Origin of the sequence: Streptomyces fumanus (assembly GCF_014655295.1) — a bacterium.
In the GTDB taxonomy this organism is placed as follows: Bacteria; Actinomycetota; Actinomycetes; order Streptomycetales; family Streptomycetaceae; genus Streptomyces; species Streptomyces fumanus.
The window spans coordinates 240,040-260,242 of record NZ_BNBI01000008.1 but is presented as its reverse complement, the minus strand read 5'-3'; the positions used below and the strand labels follow the sequence as shown (position 1 = coordinate 260,242).

Annotated in this window: 17 protein-coding genes; 7 read left to right on the top strand and 10 right to left on the bottom strand. The window is 73.9% G+C overall.

Features of this window, described 5'->3' with window-relative positions:
- Positions 1–110: 110 nt before the first annotated feature.
- Positions 111–1,712: a tryptophan halogenase family protein gene (locus IE316_RS19245; RefSeq protein ID WP_190205640.1), complete on the top strand. Its 1,602-nt coding sequence runs from the start codon at positions 111–113 to the stop codon at positions 1,710–1,712.
- 87 nt (positions 1,713–1,799) lie between these two features.
- Here IE316_RS19245 and IE316_RS19240 read toward each other — a convergent pair whose 3' ends face one another.
- The 6 genes from IE316_RS19240 to hemE all read right to left on the bottom strand — a co-directional run bounded on the left by IE316_RS19240 (position 1,800) and on the right by hemE (position 7,269).
- A complete protein-coding gene (locus IE316_RS19240; RefSeq protein WP_190205639.1) occupies positions 1,800–2,246 on the bottom strand; it encodes a hypothetical protein in 447 nt (148 codons plus the stop codon).
- A 243-nt stretch (positions 2,247–2,489) separates the two neighbouring features.
- Positions 2,490–3,599 carry a beta-ketoacyl synthase N-terminal-like domain-containing protein gene (locus IE316_RS19235; protein WP_229910464.1) on the bottom strand — a complete coding sequence of 370 codons (1,110 nt, stop codon included), beginning with the start codon at positions 3,597–3,599 and terminating at the stop codon, positions 2,490–2,492.
- A complete protein-coding gene (locus IE316_RS19230) occupies positions 3,596–4,825 on the bottom strand; it encodes a beta-ketoacyl-[acyl-carrier-protein] synthase family protein (RefSeq protein WP_190205638.1) in 1,230 nt (409 codons plus the stop codon). The genes IE316_RS19235 and IE316_RS19230 overlap by 4 nt, the downstream gene beginning before the upstream one ends.
- A 28-nt stretch (positions 4,826–4,853) precedes the next feature.
- Positions 4,854–5,129, bottom strand: coding sequence for an acyl carrier protein (locus IE316_RS19225; protein WP_190205637.1), 276 nt, complete (start codon positions 5,127–5,129; stop codon positions 4,854–4,856).
- A gap of 74 nt (positions 5,130–5,203) precedes the next feature.
- Positions 5,204–6,010: an AfsR/SARP family transcriptional regulator gene (locus tag IE316_RS19220; RefSeq protein WP_190205636.1), complete on the bottom strand. Its 807-nt coding sequence runs from the start codon at positions 6,008–6,010 to the stop codon at positions 5,204–5,206.
- A 191-nt stretch (positions 6,011–6,201) separates the two neighbouring features.
- Positions 6,202–7,269, bottom strand: coding sequence for a uroporphyrinogen decarboxylase (gene hemE / locus IE316_RS19215; protein WP_190205635.1), 1,068 nt, complete (start codon positions 7,267–7,269; stop codon positions 6,202–6,204).
- Between the two features lie 168 nt (positions 7,270–7,437).
- Between hemE and IE316_RS19210 the strand changes: the two genes are divergently transcribed.
- From IE316_RS19210 to IE316_RS19190, 5 genes are all read left to right on the top strand, one after another.
- Positions 7,438–8,130, top strand: a complete 693-nt coding sequence (locus IE316_RS19210; protein WP_190205634.1) for a DUF3000 domain-containing protein — start codon at positions 7,438–7,440, stop codon at positions 8,128–8,130.
- A gap of 301 nt (positions 8,131–8,431) precedes the next feature.
- Positions 8,432–9,094, top strand: coding sequence for a response regulator transcription factor (locus tag IE316_RS19205; protein WP_003972894.1), 663 nt, complete (start codon positions 8,432–8,434; stop codon positions 9,092–9,094).
- Between the two features lie 137 nt (positions 9,095–9,231).
- A complete protein-coding gene (locus IE316_RS19200; RefSeq protein ID WP_190205633.1) occupies positions 9,232–10,521 on the top strand; it encodes a ribonuclease D in 1,290 nt (429 codons plus the stop codon).
- A gap of 345 nt (positions 10,522–10,866) precedes the next feature.
- The gene (locus IE316_RS19195; RefSeq protein WP_190205632.1) at positions 10,867–12,084 is read left to right on the top strand and encodes a thiolase family protein; all 1,218 of its coding nucleotides are present in this window, start codon (positions 10,867–10,869) and stop codon (positions 12,082–12,084) included.
- Entirely contained in the window at positions 12,081–14,210 is a 2,130-nt protein-coding gene (locus IE316_RS19190) for a 3-hydroxyacyl-CoA dehydrogenase NAD-binding domain-containing protein (protein WP_190205631.1), read from the top strand. Before IE316_RS19195 ends, IE316_RS19190 begins: the two co-directional genes overlap by 4 nt.
- 63 nt (positions 14,211–14,273) lie before the next feature.
- Here IE316_RS19190 and IE316_RS19185 read toward each other — a convergent pair whose 3' ends face one another.
- Both IE316_RS19185 and IE316_RS19180 read right to left on the bottom strand, forming a co-directional pair.
- Positions 14,274–15,566 carry a nucleotide sugar dehydrogenase gene (locus IE316_RS19185; RefSeq protein WP_190205630.1) on the bottom strand — a complete coding sequence of 431 codons (1,293 nt, stop codon included), beginning with the start codon at positions 15,564–15,566 and terminating at the stop codon, positions 14,274–14,276.
- Between the two features lie 110 nt (positions 15,567–15,676).
- Complete coding sequence (locus IE316_RS19180) at positions 15,677–16,693, bottom strand: PLL family lectin (RefSeq protein ID WP_190205629.1); 1,017 nt, start codon at positions 16,691–16,693, stop codon at positions 15,677–15,679.
- A gap of 65 nt (positions 16,694–16,758) precedes the next feature.
- Between IE316_RS19180 and IE316_RS19175 the strand changes: the two genes are divergently transcribed.
- Positions 16,759–17,154, top strand: coding sequence for a PIN domain-containing protein (locus IE316_RS19175; RefSeq protein WP_190205628.1), 396 nt, complete (start codon positions 16,759–16,761; stop codon positions 17,152–17,154).
- Between the two features lie 34 nt (positions 17,155–17,188).
- On the opposite strand, the gene IE316_RS19170 is transcribed toward IE316_RS19175, so the two are convergent.
- Both IE316_RS19170 and IE316_RS19165 read right to left on the bottom strand, forming a co-directional pair.
- The gene (locus IE316_RS19170; RefSeq protein WP_190205627.1) at positions 17,189–18,625 is read right to left on the bottom strand and encodes a glycosyltransferase family 39 protein; all 1,437 of its coding nucleotides are present in this window, start codon (positions 18,623–18,625) and stop codon (positions 17,189–17,191) included.
- A gap of 26 nt (positions 18,626–18,651) precedes the next feature.
- Entirely contained in the window at positions 18,652–20,145 is a 1,494-nt protein-coding gene (locus IE316_RS19165) for an amino acid permease (protein ID WP_190205626.1), read from the bottom strand.
- Positions 20,146–20,203 lie beyond the last annotated feature (58 nt).

Sequence of the window (20,203 nt, the reverse complement as noted above, 5' to 3'; positions counted from 1 at the left end):
CACTCGCAGATACCCGTGAGAAATTCAGCGAACGCCTCTGGAATAGGCGGTTCTCGCATTCAGCAAAACGAATGAGCCGGCGTCGTGCGACGGCGCGGAAAGGGTGAGCAGTGGTAGAGGATCACCGCATCAAGCGGGTCGTCGTCCTCGGTGGCGGAACGGCCGGGTGGATGTCCGCCTCGTACCTCGGCAAGGCGCTCGGTCCGGACGTGACCATCACGGTGCTGGAGGCGCCGCAGGTGGGCCGAATCGGCGTCGGCGAGGCGACGGTGCCGAACCTGCACAAGACGTTCTTCGACTTCCTCGGCTTCACCGAGGAAGAGTGGATGCGCGAGTGCAACGCCAGCTTCAAGATGGGCATCAAGTTCACCAACTGGCGCACCCCGGGTGAGGGGCAGGCGACCCCGCGCCCGCTGGGCGACGGAACGGACCACTTCTACCACCTGTTCGGCCTGCTGGCGAACTCGGACAACCTGCCGATCTCGCACCACTGGACGCAGCAGAAGCTGACCGGCCAGACCGACGAGCCGTTCGACTACGCCTGTTACCGCGAGCCCCCGGTCATGGACCGGAAGCTGTCGCCGCGGTTCATGGACGGCACCAAGTGGACCAACTACGCCTGGCACTTCGACGCCAACCTGGTCGCCGCCTTCCTGTGCCGGTTCGCGGTGCAGAAGCAGGGCGCGATCCACATCCAGGACAAGATGACCGGCGCCGAGGTCGACGAGCGCGGGTACATCACCTCGATCAAAACCGAGACCGGGCGGGTCATCGAGGGCGACCTGTTCATCGACTGCTCCGGGTTCCGCGCCCTGCTGATCAACGGCGTGATGCGCGAGCCGTTCCTGGACATGAGCGACCACCTGCTCAACGACAGCGCGGTGGCCACCGCCGTCGAGCACGACGACGAGGCCGAGGGCGTCGAGCCGTACACCGGCTCCATCGCCATGTCCTCGGGCTGGGCCTGGAAGATCCCCATGCTGGGCCGGTTCGGCACCGGGTACGTGTTCTCCAGCCGCTTCCAGTCGCGCGACGACGCCACCCTGGAGTTCTGCCGGATGTGGGGGCTCGACCCGGAGACCCAGCCGCTGAACCAGATCAAGTTCCGGGTCGGCCGCAACCGCCGCGCCTGGGTGCGCAACTGCGTCAGCATCGGCCTGGCCTCCTGCTTCGTGGAGCCGCTGGAGTCCACCGGCATCTACTTCACCTACGCGGCGCTGTACCAACTGGCGAAGCACTTCCCGGACAAGCGGTTCGACCCGATCCTGCAGCGCCGGTTCAACGCCGAGATCGAGACGATGTTCGACGACACCCGGGACTTCCTCCAGGCCCACTTCAGCTTCGCGCCGCGCAACGACACGGCGTTCTGGCGGGCCTGCAAGGACCTGGAGCTGTCCGACGACATCAAGGAGAAGATGGAGATGTACCGGGTGGGTCTCCCGGTGAACATGCCCATCACCGACGAGTCGACCTACTACGGCAACTTCGACGCCGAGTTCCGCAACTTCTGGAACAACAGCAACTACTACTGCATCTTCGCCGGCCTGGACCATCTGCCGGACCAGACGCTGCCGATGCTGGCGGCCCGGCCGGACATGATGGACCGCGCCCAGCCGGTGTTCGACGGCATCAAGGCCAAGCAGCGGGAGCTGCTGGACACCCTGCCGTCGACCTACGACTACCTGCGCAAGCTGCACGGCAGGACGAGTTAGCGGAAGGACACCGGCCGCGCGGCCGGTGCGCACCGAGGGCCAGGAGCCGGTCGGACGGCTCCTGGCCCTCGGTGTCGTCGGCCCGGGTCAGCGGGACGCGATGGGCCACCAGGTGATGTTCGTCCAGGGGGCGCAGTCGGAGGTGTCCGCGGTGCCCCGGCAGACCGTCACGTACCCGGTGGTGAGGTAGTCGTAGCGCTGCCGCGCGGCGACGGCGGCGGTCCCCGGGCCGCAGAGCTCGGCCCGCTTGGTGACCGGGCCGGCCGAGAAGTCGCGGAAGAAGCGGGTCCACACCGCGTAGCAGCCGCTGCCGGTGTTGGTGAGGGTGCCGCTGACCACGAGGTCCGGGGAGGACGGGTACTGGGTGGGCTCGGTCCACCGCTCCCCGGCGGCGCTCGCCGTGTCCAGGGACACCGACCAGGGGACGGTGGCCGCCGCCCGGGCCGGCGCGTCGGCGGCGACGGGACCGGCCGTCGCGGCCAGCAGACCCACGGCGGCCACGGCCGCGGCCGCCCAGATGCGGGTACGTGTCATGGTGATCGACTCCGTTCGTCTCGGAAGGGGCTCCCGGGACCGGCCCGGAAGCGGGTGTTCTCCGGAAGGGCCCGCGCGGCCGGGTGCCGTACCGGCCGGGGACCCGGGGCGGTACGCGGGGCGCGCGGGGCACCGCACGCCCGCCCCGCGCACGCGCCCGGCACCCCGCCCCGCATACGCGCCCGGCACCCCGGCCCGTGCGGGAGCGCGGTGCCGGGGTGCCGGTGCGGGCGTGCGGGCCGGTCAGGCGGGGCGGCCCAGCAGGGCGCAGCCCACCGTGCCGTCGCGGTCGATGCCGGTGACCAGGGCCAGGTCCCCGCGCTCCGGCCAGTACCGCTCGGCGGCCAGCGCCGCCGACATCTGCAGCGCCGCCGACGCGGCGAACGCGTCGCCCAGCAGCGGCCGGCAGCGCAGCCGGTGCGGCGCGTGCGCGCCGGTCACCTCGTCCAGGGCGGCGTCCTCCTGCTCCGCGTCCTCCCCCAGCGGCGCGACCAGCCGGATCCGGTCGGCGGTGGCGCCCGCCTTGGCCAGCGCGGCCCGTACGCAGGCGGCGAGTTCGGCCCCGGCCGTCCCGGGCTCCCCGGCCGCCCGGACGTGCGTCGCCTCGACCGTGGCCACCGGGACGCGCCCGGCCCGCGCCGCGTCGGCCGCCGGTTCCAGCAGCGCGACCACGCAGCCCTCGCCCAGCGCGGCGGCCGTACCGTCCGGTCCGCCCGCCGCCTCCACCAGCATCGCCCGCGCGGGCGAGTACTCCTCGGTGGCGCCGACCAGCAGCTTCCGGCAGTGCCCGCCGCGGAACAGCCGGGCCGCGTAGCCCAGCGCCAGCAGCCCGGCCAGCCGGCCGCCGGCGACGGTGGTGTTGGGGCCCTTGAGGCGGTGCCAGATCGCGCTCTGCCCGGCGGCCCGGTTGAGGAAGGTGTCCGGGAAGCGCAGCGCGTCCACGTGGTAGGGCCGGGACGCGGTGAGCGCCCCCTGGGTGAAGTCCACGGCGGCCTGCACATTGCCCTGGCCGACGCCGAGCACCAGCCCGATGGCCGCCGGGTCCTCGACGACCTCGGGGCCGAGTTCGCGCAGCAGCAGGTCGATGGCGGTCACGGCGAACGCCGTGGAGCGGGACATCGTACGGGTGCCCTTGCGCCCCAGGTGGTCCGCGGCCCGGAACTCCGGCACGGTCACGGCCGGGCGCCCGTCCCGTTCCGCCGCCGGGCGGCCGGACAACACCCCCTCGCGCAGGGCCTCGCGGCCCACCCCGTAGCCGGTCACGGCGGACCACCCCGACAGCACCAGGGCCGGCCGGCCGGTGTCCGCCGCGCCCGGGCCCAGCGGCCCGGTCGCCTCGATCGTCGTCGTCACGTCGTCTCCCGGTGCCGGCCGAGCAGCAGGACCACGTTGTTGCCGGCGAACGCGAGCGCGTTGTTCTGCACCACGTTCAGTTCGGCCGGGCGCGCGTGGTTGGGCACGCAGTCCAGCCCGCAGTCGGGGTCGGTGTGCTCGTGGTTGATGGTGGGCGGTACGAAGCCCTCGCGGACGGCGAGCGCGCAGGCGACCGCGGCCAGCGCGCTGGCCCCGCCCATCGCGTGCCCGATCATGCTCTTCACCGACACCGTCGGCGGCGGGTCGGCGAACACCTGGCGGATCGCGCCGGTCTCCACCACGTCGTTGGTCGGGGTGCCGGTGCCGTGCGCCGAGATCAGGTCCACGTCCTCGGGCTTGATTCCGGCGTTGCGGTGCGCCAGCCGGATGCACCGGGCCAGGCTGTCCTGGTCCGGGGCGACCGCGTGCTGGGCGTCGCAGTTGAGCCCGTAGCCGAGCACCTCGGCGTAGATCCGCGCCCCCCGGGCCCGCGCCGAGCGCAGCGTCTCCAGGGCCAGGATGCCGCTGCCCTCGCTGACCAGCAGGCCCTTGCGGTCCCGGTCGAAGGGCTGGCACTTCTCGGGGGCGATGGTGCCGAACCGGTAGAACCCGGTGAACGTCTTGCGGCACACGGCGTCCGCGCCGCCGCACAGCGCGAACTCCACGTCCCCGGCGCGCAGCGCGTCGAAGGCGCTGCCGATCGCGTAGTTGCCCGCCGCGCAGGCCGTGCCGAGCGTCATCGCCTCCACGTCGCGCAGCCCCAGTTCGCGGACCACGCCCGTGGCGAGCCGCCCCGGGTCGACACGCCCGGCCAGCGCGGGGTCGAGCGCCCCGGCGCCGCCGGCCAGGTGCTGCCCGGCCAGCGTGTCCAGGTCGTTGTTCTCGCCGTCGCTGGTGCCGACGGAGACGAGAACCCGGCGGCGCCGCAGCTCCGCGACGTCCAGCCCGGCGTCCGCGAGGGCCATCCGGGCGCCGGCGGCCGCGAACCGGGTGGCCCGGCCGGCCTCGGCCGGCTCCAGGCGCTCCAGCCACCGGCCCGGGTCGAACCCGGTCACCTCGCAGCCGACCGAGTGCGCGAAGCCGGTGGTGTCGAAGGCCGTGATGGGCTTGGCCCCGCTGCGCCCCTCGCGCAGCCCGGCGCAGAACTCGGCGGCCCCGGTGCCGATGCTGCTGACCACGCCCAGGCCGGTGATCACCACTCTTTCCCTGTCCCCGTCCGCGTTCACTTCGCCCTCCTCGCGTCGTGGAACCGGATCAGCGGTTCTCGGCGAGGGCCTCGCCCACCACCGCGTACACGTTCTCCAGGTCGTCCATCTGGTCGACCTTCCAGCCGTCCAGCTCGATGTCGAAGGTCCGCTCCAGCGTGGCGCCGAGGGCCACCAGCGCCATCGAGTCGGCGCCGTAGGCCCCGGTGAACGACCCGGTGGGGGTGATCTCCTCCGGTTCGACCTCCAGCACCTCGCACACCACGTCCTTGACGCGGGCGCGCGCCTCCTCGGGCAGGGCGGTCTCGGGCAGGGGTGCGGTCATGGCAGTGCCTCCTGTGAGGTGGGTCGGGGCGCGGACGGGATGCCGGGCCCCGCGGGTGCCGGTCCGGCCGCCGCTCAGCGGACGGCGGGTTCCGGGAGCACCGGGTGCCCGGCGCCGGCCGGCGCGCGTTCGCGGGCCGGGCCGAGCAGCGCGGGATCGGAGCGCAGGATCGCGAGCATCACCTCGCGCAGCAGCGCGCCCGGGTCGACGCCGAGCGAGCCTTGCAGCAGTGCCCTGCCCTCCTCGTACACGGCCAGGGCGTCCGCCTGGCGGTGGCAGCGGTACAGGGCCGTCATGAGCTGCGCGCGGAACCGCTCCTGCAACGGGTACGCGCGGACCGTCCGGGTCAGCTCCGGCACCAGCGCGGCGTGCCCGCCGAGCGCGAGGCCGGCCTCGAACCGGCCGTGCAGCGCGGTGATCCGGGCCTCCTCCAGGTGCGGTCGCACCGCGTCGGCGAGCGGCGCGCAGACATCGGCGAGCGCGGGGCCGCGCCACAGCGACAGCGCCGAGTCGAGCAGCGAGACGGCCCCCCGGTGGTCGCCCGCGGCCAGCGCCCGGTGCCCGCGCCGCGACCGGTCGGTGAACTCGGCCAGGTCGAACCAGGCGGACCCGGTCTCCATGAGGTAGCCCGGCGACCGGCGGGTGATCCGCGCGTGCGGTGCGAGCAGCTTCCGCAGCCGGGAGACGTAGGTGTAGATCTGGGCGTTCATGGTGGCGGGCGCCCGGTGGCCCCACAGGTGGTCGCCCAACTGCGAGTCGTAGACCACCTGGTCGCCGGCGAGCAGCAGGGCGCTCAGTACGGTGCGCGGCTTGGCGCCGGGCAGCGGCAGCGGGCGCCCCTCGTGCCGCGCCTCGACCTGCCCGAGAATTCGGTACTCCACGCACACCCCCGGCGTTCCGGCCCCGTCCCCGCAGAAGGGCTCGTCCGCGGAACCCTACGGAGCCCCGATGACACGCCGGTGACGGCGCACTGACGGCACACGGCCCCGGGTGCCGCCGCCGGTCCGGGCGTGCCGACGCGCCGGCCCGGCGCCGCGCGGGCGGCGGCGCCGGGCCGGTGGGGGCGTCGGGGTCAGCGGGCGGTGCGGGTGTGGACGTGCTCCACGAGCCGAGTCAGCGCGTCCGGGTCGGTGGTGGGCAGGACGCCGTGGCCGAGGTTGAAGACATGGCCCTCCAGGTCCGCCGCGGCGGTGAGGATCTCGTCGGTCTTGGCCTCGACGGCCGCGCGGGAGGAGAACAGGACGGCCGGGTCGAGGTTGCCCTGGAGCGCCTTGCCGGGGCCGACCCGGCGGGCCGCCTCGTCCAGCGGGACCCGCCAGTCGACGCCCACCACGTCCGCGCCGGCCTCGCCCATCAGGCCCAGGAGTTCGCCGGTGCCGACGCCGAAGTGGATGCGCGGCACGCCGTACCCGGCGACCGCCTCGAAGACCTTCGCGGAGGCGGGCATCACCGAGCGGCGGTAGTCGGCCGGAGCGAGCGCGCCGACCCAGGAGTCGAACAACTGGACGGCGCTGGCGCCCGCCTCGATCTGCACCTTCAGGAAGGCGGCCGTGATGTCGGCGAGGCGGTCCAGCAGGTCGGCCCAGAGCCGCGGGTCGCCGTACATCAGCGCCTTGGTGTTCTCGTGGTTGCGGGACGGGCCGCCCTCCACCAGATAGCTGGCCAGGGTGAAGGGGGCGCCCGCGAAGCCGATCAGCGGGGTGCCGCCCAGCTCGGCGGTGAGCAGGCCGATCGCCTCGGTGACGTAGGAGACGTCCTCGGGGGTCAGGTCGCGCAGCCGGGCCAGGTCGGCGCGGGTGCGGATCGGCCGCTCCACGACCGGGCCGACGCCGGGGCGGATGTCGAGGTCGACGCCGATGGCCTTGAGCGGGACGACGATGTCGCTGAAGTAGATCGCCGCGTCCACGCCGTGCCGGCGCACCGGCTGCAGGGTGATCTCGGTGACCAGATCCGGCCGCATGCAGGACTCCAGCATGGGGACGCCCTCGCGCACCTTGCGGTACTCCGGCAGCGAGCGCCCGGCCTGCCGCATGAACCACACCGGCGTGTGCGGCACCGGCTCACGCCTGCACGCCTTGAGGAAGGCGGAGTCGTACGTGGCTGTCGGCTGCTTGCCCGCGGGGCTCTGGTTGGCACTCACGACGGAAAGTCTCGCACGCCCCGCCCGCCGTCCCGGACCACGGGGGCGCACCCCGGCGGGCCCGCTCCGGCACGGGGTCCGGCCCGCGCGGCGCGTGATCCGGCCATCGCGCCCGCACGCGGGTGTCTCTCCCCGCGCCGGGGCCGCGTTCCGCTTAACCTTCCCGGCATGGCTGCGGCTCAGGGACGATTGTCGGACGGCGCTGACGGAATGGACGAACCCACGGAACCCAAGGAACGTACGGACAGCGCGGCGGGCGCCCGGCAGCAGGATCCGGTGCCGCCCCCGTTCCGGACCGCGGTGGAGGCGCTGCGCACCGCGAAGCTGCGGCCCCAGGTCGAGGTGGAGCCCACGCGCCCGCCGCAGCGGCTCGCGCCGCACGCGTACGCGCTGGAGGCCACGGTCGTCGACGGCGACCAGGATCTGGCCGACGGGCGGCTGGTGCTGCTGCACGACCCGGCCGGGCACGACGCCTGGCGGGGCACGTTCCGCCTGGTGACGCTGGTACGGGCGGAGCTGGAGCCGGAGATGGCCGCGGACCCGCTGCTGCCCGAGGTGTGCTGGTCCTGGCTGACCGGCGCGCTGCACGGCCGGAAGCTGGCGTTCGGCGAGCCCAGCGGCACGGTGACCCGGGCCTCCTCGCACTACTTCGGCGGGCTGTCCGCGCGCCCCGCCGCCTCGCAGATCGAGATCCGCGCCTCCTGGACGCCCCGGGAGGGGCTCGGCGGGGTCCCGGACACCGCCGCGCACCTGGCCGCGTGGTGCGATCTGCTGGCCCAGGTCGGCGGGTTGCCGCCGGCCGGTCCGGGCGACGCGTCGGTGGTGACGCTGCCGCAGCGGCGGGGGCCGCGGCCCCGGTAGTCGGGGGTCTCGGCAGGGGGAGTGCGGAGCGGTCCGCACTCCCCCTTTTTTCGTACCGGTTCGTCCCGTCACTTTGTCGATACGGCCACTTCCGGGCAGGTAGTGGTTCGAACCGAAACCGTTCGGTCTTCGAGTGATCGACCGCGTGTCCGAATTGCTCGGATTGTTACTCACCAGATAGTGATCATTCTCTAAAGGCGGACCCGATCGGTGCCGAAGACGACTGTGACCTTGAAAGCACGGTTCCCCCCGGCTTCTTCCCCATGAGCCGGCCCCCCGTCCCCGCACCCCAGGAGGCCTGGTGTCCGTTCTCCTCGAGCAGCCCGCAAGCCTGGTCGCCTACCGCCCGAACAAGCCGACCGCGATGGTGGTCGTGGCCGACCCGCGCGTCCGTTCCACCGTCACCCGCCATCTGTGGGCGCTCGGTGTGCGCGACGTCATCGAGGCTTCGTCCGTCGCGGAGGCTCGTCCCCGCATCGGCAACCCCCGCGACATCTGCGTCGCCGACGTCCACCTTCCCGACGGCTCCGGCCTCACCCTGCTGTCGGAGACCCGCGCCGCGGGCTGGCCCAACGGGCTCGCGCTGTCCGCCGCCGACGACATCGGCGCGGTGCGCAACGCCCTCGCCGGCGGCGTCAAGGGCTACGTCGTCACCGGCACCCGTACCAACGTCGGGCTCCCCACCCGGCCCGGTGCCGCCCCCATCGGTGCCGCCGCCGCCCGGCTGCACCGCCGCCCCCCGGGTGCCCCGAGTCACCCGGGCGGCTACCGCGAGCTGTCCGGCCGCGAGGTCGAGGTGCTGCGGCTGGTCGCGGAGGGCCAGTCGAACAAGGCGATCGGCGTCTCCATGGGCCTGTCCGCGCTGACCGTCAAGAGCCACCTCGCCCGCATCGCCCGCAAGCTGGGCACCGGCGACCGCGCCGGCATGGTCGCGGTGGCGCTGCGCACCGGCATCATCCACTGACCCGCCCCCTCCCGCCTCGCGTCCGCCCCTCCCCCGCGTCCCCCACCGCGGCGACCTGACTGGTTTACGACCCCCCGGAGCCCGCCGACGGAACGTTCCGTCGGCGGGTTCCGTCGATCCACGGATACTCTTGACAGGTGACCGACGCCCACGAAACCGCAGCAGACCGTTCACTGCGAACCACCGGAGGCGCCCCTCCGGACGAGGCCGGATCTTCTGCTACCGAGGCGCCGATCCCGCTGCTGGAGCCGCGCGAGGGGATTCCCCCGGTGATCGCGGACGCCGCCGCGCTCGCCGAGGCCGTCGCCGCCTTCGCGGCCGGCACCGGCCCCGTCGCCGTCGACGCCGAGCGGGCCTCCGGATACCGCTACGGCCAGCGCGCCTACTTGGTGCAGTTGCGCCGCGCGGGCGCCGGGACGGCCCTGATCGACCCGGTGGCCTGCCCCGACCTGTCCGGACTGGGCGAGGCGTTGAAGGACGCCGAGTGGGTGCTGCACGCCGCCACCCAGGACCTGCCCTGTCTGCGGGAGATAGGGATGGTGCCCACCAGGCTGTTCGACACCGAGCTGGCCGGGCGGCTCGCCGGGTTCCCGCGGGTCGGCCTCGGCGCGATGGTCGAGTCCGTCCTCGGCTACGTCCTGGAGAAGGGCCACTCCGCCGTCGACTGGTCCACCCGGCCGCTGCCCGAGCCCTGGCTGCGCTACGCCGCCCTCGACGTCGAGCTGCTGGTCGACCTGCGGGACGCGCTGGAGGCCGAGCTGGAGCGGCAGGGCAAGCTGGAGTGGGCCCGGCAGGAGTTCGACGCCATCGCCGCCGCCCCGCCCGCCGAGCCCCGCAAGGACCCCTGGCGCCGTACGTCGGGGATGCACAAGGTGCGCCGGCGGCGGCAACTGGCCGTGGTCCGGGAGCTGTGGGAGACCCGGGACCGCATCGCGCGCCGCCGGGACGTCTCCCCGGGCAAGGTGCTCGGCGACGCGGCCATCGTCGAGGCCGCGCTGGCGCTGCCGCCCAACGCCCACGCGCTGGCCGCGCTGAACGGCTTCGGGCGGGTCAACCGGCGGCAGTTGGAGCAGTGGCAGGCGGCGGTCGACCGGGCCAAGGCGCTGCCGGAGGCGCAGTTGCCGCCGCCCGGGCAGCCGGTGACCGGGCCCCCGCCGCCCCGGGCCTGGGCCGACAAGGACCCGGCCGCCGCGGCCCGGCTGTCGGCGGCCCGCGCCGCGGTGACGGCGCTGGCCGAGCGGCTGGCCATGCCGCAGGAGAACCTGATCACCCCGGACACCGTGCGCCGGGTCTGCTGGGAGCCGCCCCAGCCCGCCGACGCCGCGTCGGTGGCCGCCGCGCTGGCCCGGCACGGGGCCCGGCCCTGGCAGGTGGAGCAGGTCACGCCGGTCCTGGTGGCGGCGCTGACGGCGGACCCGGGCGCCTGACCGGAGCGGCCGCCCGGCCGGGACGAGCGGGACCGCTCCCGCCAGGACCGCCTCCCGGTGCGCCCCGGCGCGCCCCGGCGGGTCCCTCGCGGCGGACCCGCGGCGTCGAGATCACGCCAAGATCCCCGGGGGACCGCTGCGCCGCCCCGGTGACGGCCGTCGGGATGTGCGGAGGCGTCGGGGCAGGTCGCGCGCTCCCGCGCGCCCTTTCCAGGGACGCTCTACCCGGGCCTGTTCTCATGTGACCTGCGCCGCTGTACCCCATGAGACTGGGCAGCTACGTTACTGGTTAGTAGCATGGGTTGAGCAAGCGCTCAGCGTCCCGCACCCTGGAGGAGAGCCATCGTGCCTCGTACCGTCAGGGACGTCGTCTTCGTCGACGGCGTCCGCACCCCGTTCGGCAAGGCGGGCCCGAAGGGCATCTACCACGAGACCCGCGCCGACGACCTGGTCGTGAAGGCGATCCGGGAGCTGCTGCGCCGCAACCCGGGCCTGGACCCCAAGGAGATCGACGAGGTCGCCATCGCCGCCACCACGCAGATCGGCGACCAGGGCCTGACCATCGGCCGTACCGCCGGCATCCTCGCGGGCCTGCCCACCTCGGTGCCCGGCTACGCCATCGACCGGATGTGCGCGGGCGCCCTGACCGCGGTCACCACGGTGGCCGGCTCGGTGGCCTTCGGCGCGTACGACATCGCCATCGCGGGCGGTGTCGAGCACATGGGCCGCCACCCGATGGGCGAGGGCGTCGACCCCAACCCGCGGTTCGTCAGCGAGAAGCTGGTCGACGAGTCGGCCCTGTTCATGGGCATGACCGCGGAGAACCTGCACGACCGCTACCCGCACATCACCAAGCTGCGCGCCGACGAGTACGCGGTGCGCTCGCAGGAGAAGGCCGCCAAGGCGTACGCCAACGGCAAGATCCAGGCCGACCTGGTGCCGATCTCGGTGCGCCGCACCAACGAGGAGGCGGGCGAGACGGGCTGGGGCCTGGTCACCGCCGACGAGCCGATGCGTCCGGGCACCACGCTGGAGAACCTGGCGAACCTCAAGACGCCGTTCCGGGTGCACGGCCGGGTCACCGCGGGCAACGCGGCCGGTCTGAACGACGGCGCGACCGCCTCCCTGATCGCCGCCGAGGACTTCGCCCGCGAGCACGGCCTGCCGGTCAAGATGCGCCTGGTCTCCTACGCCTTCGCGGGCGTCGAGCCCGAGGTGATGGGCTACGGCCCGATCCCGGCCACCGAGAAGGCGCTGGCGCAGGCGGGCCTGTCGATCTCCGACATCGGCCTGTTCGAGATCAACGAGGCGTTCGCCGTGCAGGTCCTGGCCTTCCTGGACCACTACGGCATCGCGGACGACGACGAGCGCGTCAACCAGTACGGCGGCGCCATCGCCTTCGGCCACCCGCTGGCCTCCTCCGGTGTCCGGCTGATGACCCAGTTGGCCCGCCAGTTCGAGGAGCAGCCGCAGGTCCGCTACGGCCTCACCACCATGTGCGTCGGCTTCGGCATGGGCGCCACGGTCATCTGGGAGAACCCGCACTTCGAGGGGGACAAGTGAGCACCACCGCCGAGCTGCTGAAGGGCGCGGCCGACCTGTTCCCGGACGAGGTCGTCACCACCGCCCACGTACGCCACTTCGACCTGCCCCTCGGTGCCGGGCGCTTCGCGCTCATCACCCTGGACAACGGCCTGGACCACACCAAGCCGACCACCTTCGGCCCCCAGTCGCTGGCGAACCTCAACGCCGCCGTCGACCAGGTCGAACTGGAGGCCGCGGCCGGTGAGATCACCGGCATCGGCATCACCGGCAAGCCGTTCATCTTCGCCGTCGGCGCCGACCTCAAGGGCGTCGAGCTGCTGAAGCGGCACGAGGACGCGCTGGCCATCGGCAAGGGCGGCCACGACGTCTTCAAGCGGCTGTCGGGCCTGGCGGTGCCGACGTTCGCGTACTACAACGGCGCCGCGATGGGCGGCGGCGTCGAGGTCGGCCTGCACTGCACCTACCGCACGGTCTCCGCGGCCGTCCCGGCGTTCTCGCTGCCGGAGGTCTTCCTCGGCCTGGTCCCCGGCTGGGGCGGCTGCACCCTGCTGCCGAACCTGATCGGCGCCGACAAGGCCGTCACCGTCATCATCGAGAACAGCCTCAACCAGAACCGCCAGCTCAAGGGCGAGCAGGTCTACGAACTCGGCATCGCGGACGCGATCTTCGAGGGCGCCGACTTCCTGGAGCAGTCGCTGATCTGGACGGCGGCCGTCCTCAAGGGCGAGATCGCCGTCGAGCGCCCGGCCGTCGACCGCGGCGAGGCGTGGGACCAGGCCGTCGCGCGGGGCCGGTCCATCGCCGACTCCAAGGTGCACGGCGCCGCCCCGGCCGCCTACCGCGCCCTGGACATCATCGCCGCCGCGAAGAACGGCGACCTCCAGCAGGGCTACGACGCCGAGGACCGGGCCCTCGCCGACCTGATCATGGGCGGGGAACTGCGCGCCGGGCTCTACGCGTTCAACCTGGTGCAGAAGCGCGCCAAGCGCCCGGCCGGCGCCCCGGACAAGAACCTGGCCCGTCCGGTCACCAAGGTCGGCGTGGTCGGCGCCGGTCTGATGGCCTCCCAGCTCGCGCTGCTGTTCCTGCGCCGCCTGGAGGTGCCGGTCGTGCTGACCGACATCGACCAGGAGCGCGTCGACAAGGGCGTGGGCTATGTGCACGCCGAGATCGACAAGCTGCTCGGCAAGGGCCGGATCGGCCAGGACAAGGCCAACCGCCTCAAGGCGCTGGTGACCGGCGTGCTGGACAAGGCCGAGGGCTTCGCGGACGCCGACTTCGTCATCGAGGCGGTGTTCGAGGAGATCGGCGTCAAGCAGCAGGTGTTCGCGGAGGTCGAGGCGGTCGCCCCGGCGCACGCGATCCTCGCCACCAACACCTCCTCGCTGTCGGTCTCCGAGATGGCGTCGAAGCTGAAGCACCCCGAGCGGGTGGTCGGCTTCCACTTCTTCAACCCGGTCGCGGTGCTGCCGCTGCTGGAGATCGTCCGCGGTGAGCGCACCGACGACGCCTCGCTGGCCACGGCGTTCGCGGTGGCCAGGAAGCTGAAGAAGACGGCCGTGCTGGTCAAGGACGCCCCGGCGTTCGTCGTCAACCGCATCCTGACCCGCTTCATGGGCGAGATCCAGAACGTCATCGACGAGGGCACCCCGGTCGAGGTCGCGGAGAAGGCGGTGGAGCCGCTCGGCCTGCCGATGTCCCCGCTGGTCCTGCTCGAGCTGGTCGGCCCGGCGATCGGCCTGCACGTCTCCGAGACGCTGCACCGGGCGTTCCCGGACCGCTTCACCGTCTCCCCCAACCTCAAGGCGGTCGTCGAGGCGGGCAAGCGCGGCTTCTACGTCTACGACAGCGGCAAGCCCGAGCTGGACCCGGAGGTCGCCGCGCTGCTCAAGCAGGGCGACTCCGTCCTCACCGAGGAGCAGGTCCGCGCCCGGGTGCTGGACGCGGTGGCCCAGGAGATCGGGCTGATGCTGGACGAGGGCGTCGTCGCCGAGGCCCAGGACATCGACCTGTGCCTGATCACCGGCGCCGGCTGGCCCTTCCACCTGGGCGGCATCACGCCGTACCTGGACCGCGAGGGCGTCGCCGAGCGGGTGACCGGCAAGCGGTTCCTGGCCCCGGGCGTGGCGAGCGTCCCGGCGTAACCCCTGCCGGAACCGGGTGACGGGCCGCACGGCACACCGCCGTGCGGCCCGTCGGCGTACCGGTCAGAGCCGGACCGCCCGGGGGTGGCCGGCGGTCGCGCCCCGGGTGTCGAACAGCAGGTGGGCGCGGTCCGCGAGCAACCCGGGGTCGATCTCCCGGTGCAACTGGAGCAGGACCGTCAGGTCGGCCTCCCGCGCCGCGGCCAGGTAGTCGCCGGCCCGTTCGACGGGGGCACCGGCCACCGACCAGTGGGGGACGTGCGGATCGAAGTACACGAGGTCGGCGCCCCGGGCCCGCAGGTGCTCGGCGACGGCCAGGGCGGGGCTCTCCCGCCGGTCGGAGACATCGGGCTTGTAGGTGACGCCGAGCAGCAGCACCCGGGCGCCGCGCACGGCCTTGCCGGCGTCGTTGAGCAGCCCGGCGGCGCGGTCCACGACATGCCCCGGCATCCGCTGGTTGATCTCCTGCGCCAGCTCGGCGAACCGGAACGGGATGCCCAGCGACCGCACCTTGTACGCCAGGTAGGCGGGGTCGACGGGGATGCAGTGCCCGCCGACGCCGGGGCCGGGGTGGAAGGGGGCGAAGCCGAACGGCTTGGTGGCGGCGCAGCGGATCGCGTCCCACAGGTCGACGCCGAGTTCCCGGCAGAACATCGCCATCTCGTTGACCAGGGCGATGTTGACCTGCCGGTAGGTGTTCTCCAGCAGCTTGGCCATCTCGGCCTCCCGGGTGCCGCGGGCCTCGACCACGCGGGCGACGAACCGCTCGTACAGGGCGCGGGCGGCCTTGGCGCAGTCGGGGGTGATGCCGCCGACCACCTTGGGCGTGTTCTCCAGGCCGTGGGCGGGGTTGCCCGGGTCGATGCGCTCCGGGGAGAAGGCCAGGTGGAAGTCGGCGCCGGCCCGCAGTCCCCCGGCCTCCAGGCGGGGGCGGACCACCTCGTCGGTGGTGCCGGGGTAGGTCGTGGACTCCAGCACGACGAGGGTGCCGGGCCGCAGGTGGGCGGCGATGTCGTCGACGGCGCGGCGCACGGCGCCGAGGTCCGGGGCGCCGTGGGCGGTGAGCGGGGTCGGCACGCAGACCACCACGGCGGCGGCCCCGGCGATCACCTCGGGCCGGCCGACGGCCTCGAAGCCGCGGGCGCGCATCGCCCGGACCTCGGCGTCGGTGATGTCGTCCACGTGCGACCGGCCGGCGTTCAGGCCCTCGACGACGCGCGGGGCGCGGTCCAGGCCGGCGACCCGCAGCCCGGCCGCGGTGGCCGCGCGGGCCAGCGGCAGACCGACGTAACCGAGTCCCACGACGACGAGGTCCACGCCGGGGGCGGAGGACGGGCGCACCGGGTCCCTGCTCATCGAACACGACCTCACCGAAAGGGCGGATGTGCGGATACCCGGACAACCTTACGGTCGGCGGTGGGGGCGTCCGGCCAGCGCTCGTACGCGTGTCTCCCCGGGGGCGGGGGTCAGACCTCCTGCCAGGCGGTCAGGGCCAGGCCCGGTTCGTCCTTGCGGCGGGTCAGCAGGAGCCGGCCGGTCGACGGGGAGAGGGTGGCGGCGACCACCCGGCCGGCCGCGTCCTCGGCGAGCGCCACCTCGGCGTCGGCCGCCAGGTCCGGCCCGGACTCGGCCCACCAGGCACCGGCCTGCTCCGCCTCGGTCGGGTAGGCGGCGAAGGCGACCCGGCCGCTCGCCGAGCGCTGGGCGAGCAGCGTGCAGTCGTGGCCCTCGATGACACAGCGGACGGCGGCCACCGGGCCGGGTCCGGCGGCGGCGACCAGCGGGACGGGGTCGGTGCCGGGGCGCCAGGCGCACAGGCCGCCGGAGGCGTCGGTGTAGAAGAGGGTGGTGTGCTCGGGCGAGGTGGCCAGGGCGCGCAGGGTGCCGGGCCGGACCGGTGCGTCGACCGTCTCCGCGAGCACCGGCCGGGCGCCGGGCTTCTCCTGCCGCCAGTGCAGGAGCCCGCCGGGTGCCGCCGCGTACACCTCGACCAGGCCCGACTCGCCGGTCACGGCGGCCGGTGCGTCCTCGACCCGCTCGCCCCCCAGGCCGCGCCAGGGGTCCCAGCCGCCCTTCTCCTTCTGGGCCAGCATGCTCAAGCCGCCCCCGGTGGAGCGGACGAAGACATGGGCGCACCCCCGCGCGTCGACGGCGACGGCGGGGGTGCCGGTCCGCTTGCCCTTCTTGTCGGGGTGGCCGACCGGCTGCCAGTCCAGGGGGGCGAGCAGCGGCCGGTAGTGCGTGGAGTGCACGAGCCCGGACTGGCCGGAGCCGGTGGGCCGCCACGCGACGAGGTGGGCGTACCCGTCGGCGCCCCGCCCGGCCGTGAGGCCCGGACGCAGCTTCTGGTCGCCGCCGATCCTGCGGGGGGCCTCCCAGGGGCCGCCGGGCACCCGTTCGGCGCGGCACAGGACGGCGTCGCCGGACGGCAGATAGACGCAGAGGCGGCCGTCGCGGCCGCGCAGGAGCCAGTCGCCGTTCACCGGTTCACTCTAAGCGGGGCGGTCCGGCCGGCCCCGGGCGGGTGCGGCCGTGCGACCCTGACGGCATGGACGACAACACCCCCCTGCTCGTGATCGTCGATGCCGCCAACGTCGTCGGGTCGGTGCCCGACGGCTGGTGGCGGGACCGGCGCGGGGCCGCGGAGAAGCTGCGGGACCGGCTGGCGGCGGACGGGGTGCCGGGGCGCGGCGGTCCGCTGGAGCTGGTCCTGGTCGTGGAGGGCGCGGCGCGCGGGGTGGCCTCGGTGCCGGGGGTACGGGTGGAGGACGCGCCGGGCGCCGGGGACGACCACATGGTCGACCTGGTGGCGGCGGCCGGGGACCGCCGGGTCCTGGTGGTGACGGCCGACCGTGAACTTCGGCGCCGGGTGAGCGAGTTGGGCGCCGAGGTGACGGGTCCCCGGACGGTGCGGCCGGGGCGGGACGGGGCGGCGAGGGGCTGACCGCGCGGGCGGGCGCCCCACGGGGCCGGGGCCCTCAGTCCCGCCGTACCCGGACGTACAGCACCGCCCCGTCCACCGTCCCCGCCTCCTGGTACCGGGCGGCCAGCAGCCGGCGCAGGGTGGGCAGGTGCTCGGGGGCGTAGGGGGCGCCGCGGGAGTCGTCGACGATCAGGGCGGGCGGCCGGGCGGCCGTCTCCCGGCGGAAGACGGCCCAGGCGCCGGGGACCGCGTACCGCTCGCCGACCCGGGCGCCGGACCGGCCGCCGCTGTGGTTGGTGAGCAGGCCGGCGGTGAGGTAGCGGCTGGCGGGGGCGCGGCCGGCCAGCCAGTACGTCTCCGGGTGCATGCCCCAGAACAGCACCCGCTCGTCCGGCGCGGTGCGGCGCGCGGCGGTGTCCGCCAGGCGGCGGGCGTGGTCGAGTTCGCCGCGCGGCGCGAGCAGCCCCCAGGTGAGGAACAGCACGCAGCAGCAGGCCGCGCCGAGAACCGTACGGGCGGTGCGCGCCGGGGGCAGGGTGCGCAGCCCGGCCGTGGCCAGCAGGGTCAGCGGCGGCAGGAGCTGGAGGTAGTAGTGGCCGAAGAAGTGCAGGCCGGTGCCGACCGCCACCGCCGACGCGGCGAGCCACACCCACAGGTCGGCGCGGCCGGCCGCCCGGCGGACCAGCGGGGGCAGCAGCGCGGCGCAGCCGACGGCGAGGATCGCCGCGTTGCCGGCCGCCCGGGCCAGGACATGGGCGGGGGAACCCGAGAAGGAGGCGTAGGCGCCGGAGCCGGTGACCGTCCAGAACAGGAAGCCGGCCGGGTCGGTGAGCAGGGCGGCGGCCAGGACGGGGGGTGCGGCGCCCAGCGCCAGGCGCAGCACCGGGCCGCGGCGGGCGCCGCACCGCCACAGCACCGGCAGCAGCACCGCCGCGCCGGTCTGCTTGGCCAGGAAGGCGCAGGCGACGGCGGCCCCGGCGGCCCGCCAGCGGCGGCGGTCGGCGCACCACAGGGCCGCCGCCGTGCCCGGCAGTATGAACACCTCGAACGTGGCGGCCTGGGCGTCCTGCGGGTTCAGGCCGACGGAGACCAGCAGGTACAGCACCCCGGCGGTGCGGCCGGGCCCGTCGCCCCAGCGGCGGCGGGCCAGCGAGGCGAGCAGGGCGGCGGTGGCGCACTGGGCGAGGACGGCCAGCAGCCGTACGCAGAGCAGCGACTCGGAGCCGGTCAGCGCGAAGGCGCCCTGGTAGAGCCAGGGCACCAGTGGCGGCTTGCGGTCCACGACCGTCTCGTAGAGCCGGCCGCCCTGGGCCAGCAACCGGGACTGGACGGCGAGGTAGCCCTCGTCGGGGTTCCACAGCGGGCGGGCGAAGGACGGCAGCCGGGTCAGGCAGGCCAGCGCCGCCAGCGCGGGCAGCAGGCGCGCCCAGTACCGGTGCCCGGCCCGCCGGGCGGACACGGACGGTGACGGGGCGAGCGGCGGGGCGTGCATACCCGCACGTTAGCGGCGCCGGACGACTACTCCTTGTGAGGCTGGGCCTCGGCGCGGGCCAGTCCGCTGTGGGTGCGGCCGTAGAGGAAGTAGACGACGAAACCGATGGCCATCCAGACGGCGAACCGGACCCAGGTCTCGGCGGGCAGGTTGAACATCAGCCAGAGCGAGGCGCACACCGACACGATGGGCAGCACCGGCACCAGCGGGGTGCGGAAGGCGCGGGGCAGGTCGGGCCGGGTGTTGCGCAGGATGATCACGCTGATGGCGACGATGACGAACGCGAAGAGGGTGCCGATGTTCACCAGCTCGGCCAGTTCGCTCAGCGAGGTGAAGCACGCCACGATCGCGATGACGACGCCGAGCAGGATGGTCGGGCGGTAGGGCGTCTTGAACTTGGGGTGGACCCGGGAGAAGAAGCGGGGCAGCAGTCCGTCCCGGCTCATCGCGAAGAACACCCGGGTCTGGCCGAGCAGCAGGATCATGCAGACGGTGGTGAGGCCGACCGCGGCGCCGAAGCTGATCACGCCGGAGAAGAAGGGGTGCCCGGTCGCCTTGAACGCGTCGGCGAGCGGGGCGTCCACCGAGAGCTCGCTGTAGTGCTGCATGCCGGTGACGACGATGGACACCGCGACGTACAGGACGGTGCAGATGGCGAGCGAGCCGAGGATGCCGCGGGGCATGTCGCGCTGGGGGTTGCGGGTCTCCTCGGCGGCGGTGGCGACGATGTCGAAGCCGATGAAGGCGAAGAAGACCACGGAGGCGGCGGTGAAGATGCCCATCACGCCGAAGTTGGACGGGGCCCAGCCGAACATCAACTGGATGAGCGGGGAGTGCAGCCCGCCGCCCGCCTCCACGGGCTTGGACGCGGGGATGAACGGGTCGTAGTTGGCGCCCTTGATCAGGAAGGCGCCCGCGATGATGACGACGAGGACGACGGCGACCTTGATGGCGACGACGATGGAGGTGATCCGCGCGGAGAGCTTCATGCCGAGGACGAGGATGCCGGTGAGGGCCAGCACCAGGGCGGCGGCCAGGATGTCGAAGCCGAACCCGTCGGCGCCGTCCCGCCCGCCGAGCGCGGCCGGCATCTGCCAGCCCGCGTTGTCCAGCAGCGAGCGGATGTACCCGGACCAGCCGACGGCGACCACCGCCGTGCCGAGCGCGAACTCCAGTACCAGGTCCCAGCCGATGATCCAGGCGGGCAGCTCACCGAGCGAGGCGTAGGAGAAGGTGTACGCCGATCCGGCCACCGGGACGGTGGAGGCGAACTCGGCGTAGCAGAGCGCGGCCAGCGCGCAGACCACGCCGGCCACCACGAAGGCCAGGGCCGTGGCGGGGCCGGCGTTGTTCTTGGCGACGGTGCCGGTGAGGACGAAGATGCCGGTGCCGATGACGACACCGACGCCGAAGACGGTGAGATCGAGCGCGGACAGGGATTTCTTGAGCGCGTGCTCGGGCTCCTCTGTGTCGCGGATGGACTGCTCGACCTTCTTCGTCCGGAAGAACGTGCTGCTCACGGGACCTCCCACGCTGTGTCGTCCTCGACAGGATCGAGAGGGCGCGCAGAACGTGTGC

Bases quoted from the DNA above. Each gene is read 5' to 3' on its own strand.
- IE316_RS19240 (WP_190205639.1), bottom strand. From the start codon at position 2,246: ATGACACGTACCCGCATCTGGGCGGCCGCGGCCGTGGCCGCCGTGGGT.
- IE316_RS19210 (WP_190205634.1), top strand. From the start codon at position 7,438: ATGGCTGCGGCTCAGGGACGATTGTCGGACGGCGCTGACGGAATGGAC.
- IE316_RS19175 (WP_190205628.1), top strand. From the start codon at position 16,759: ATGGACGACAACACCCCCCTGCTCGTGATCGTCGATGCCGCCAACGTC.
- IE316_RS19170 (WP_190205627.1), bottom strand. From the start codon at position 18,625: ATGCACGCCCCGCCGCTCGCCCCGTCACCGTCCGTGTCCGCCCGGCGG.
- IE316_RS19185 (WP_190205630.1), bottom strand. From the start codon at position 15,566: ATGAGCAGGGACCCGGTGCGCCCGTCCTCCGCCCCCGGCGTGGACCTC.
- IE316_RS19225 (WP_190205637.1), bottom strand. From the start codon at position 5,129: ATGACCGCACCCCTGCCCGAGACCGCCCTGCCCGAGGAGGCGCGCGCC.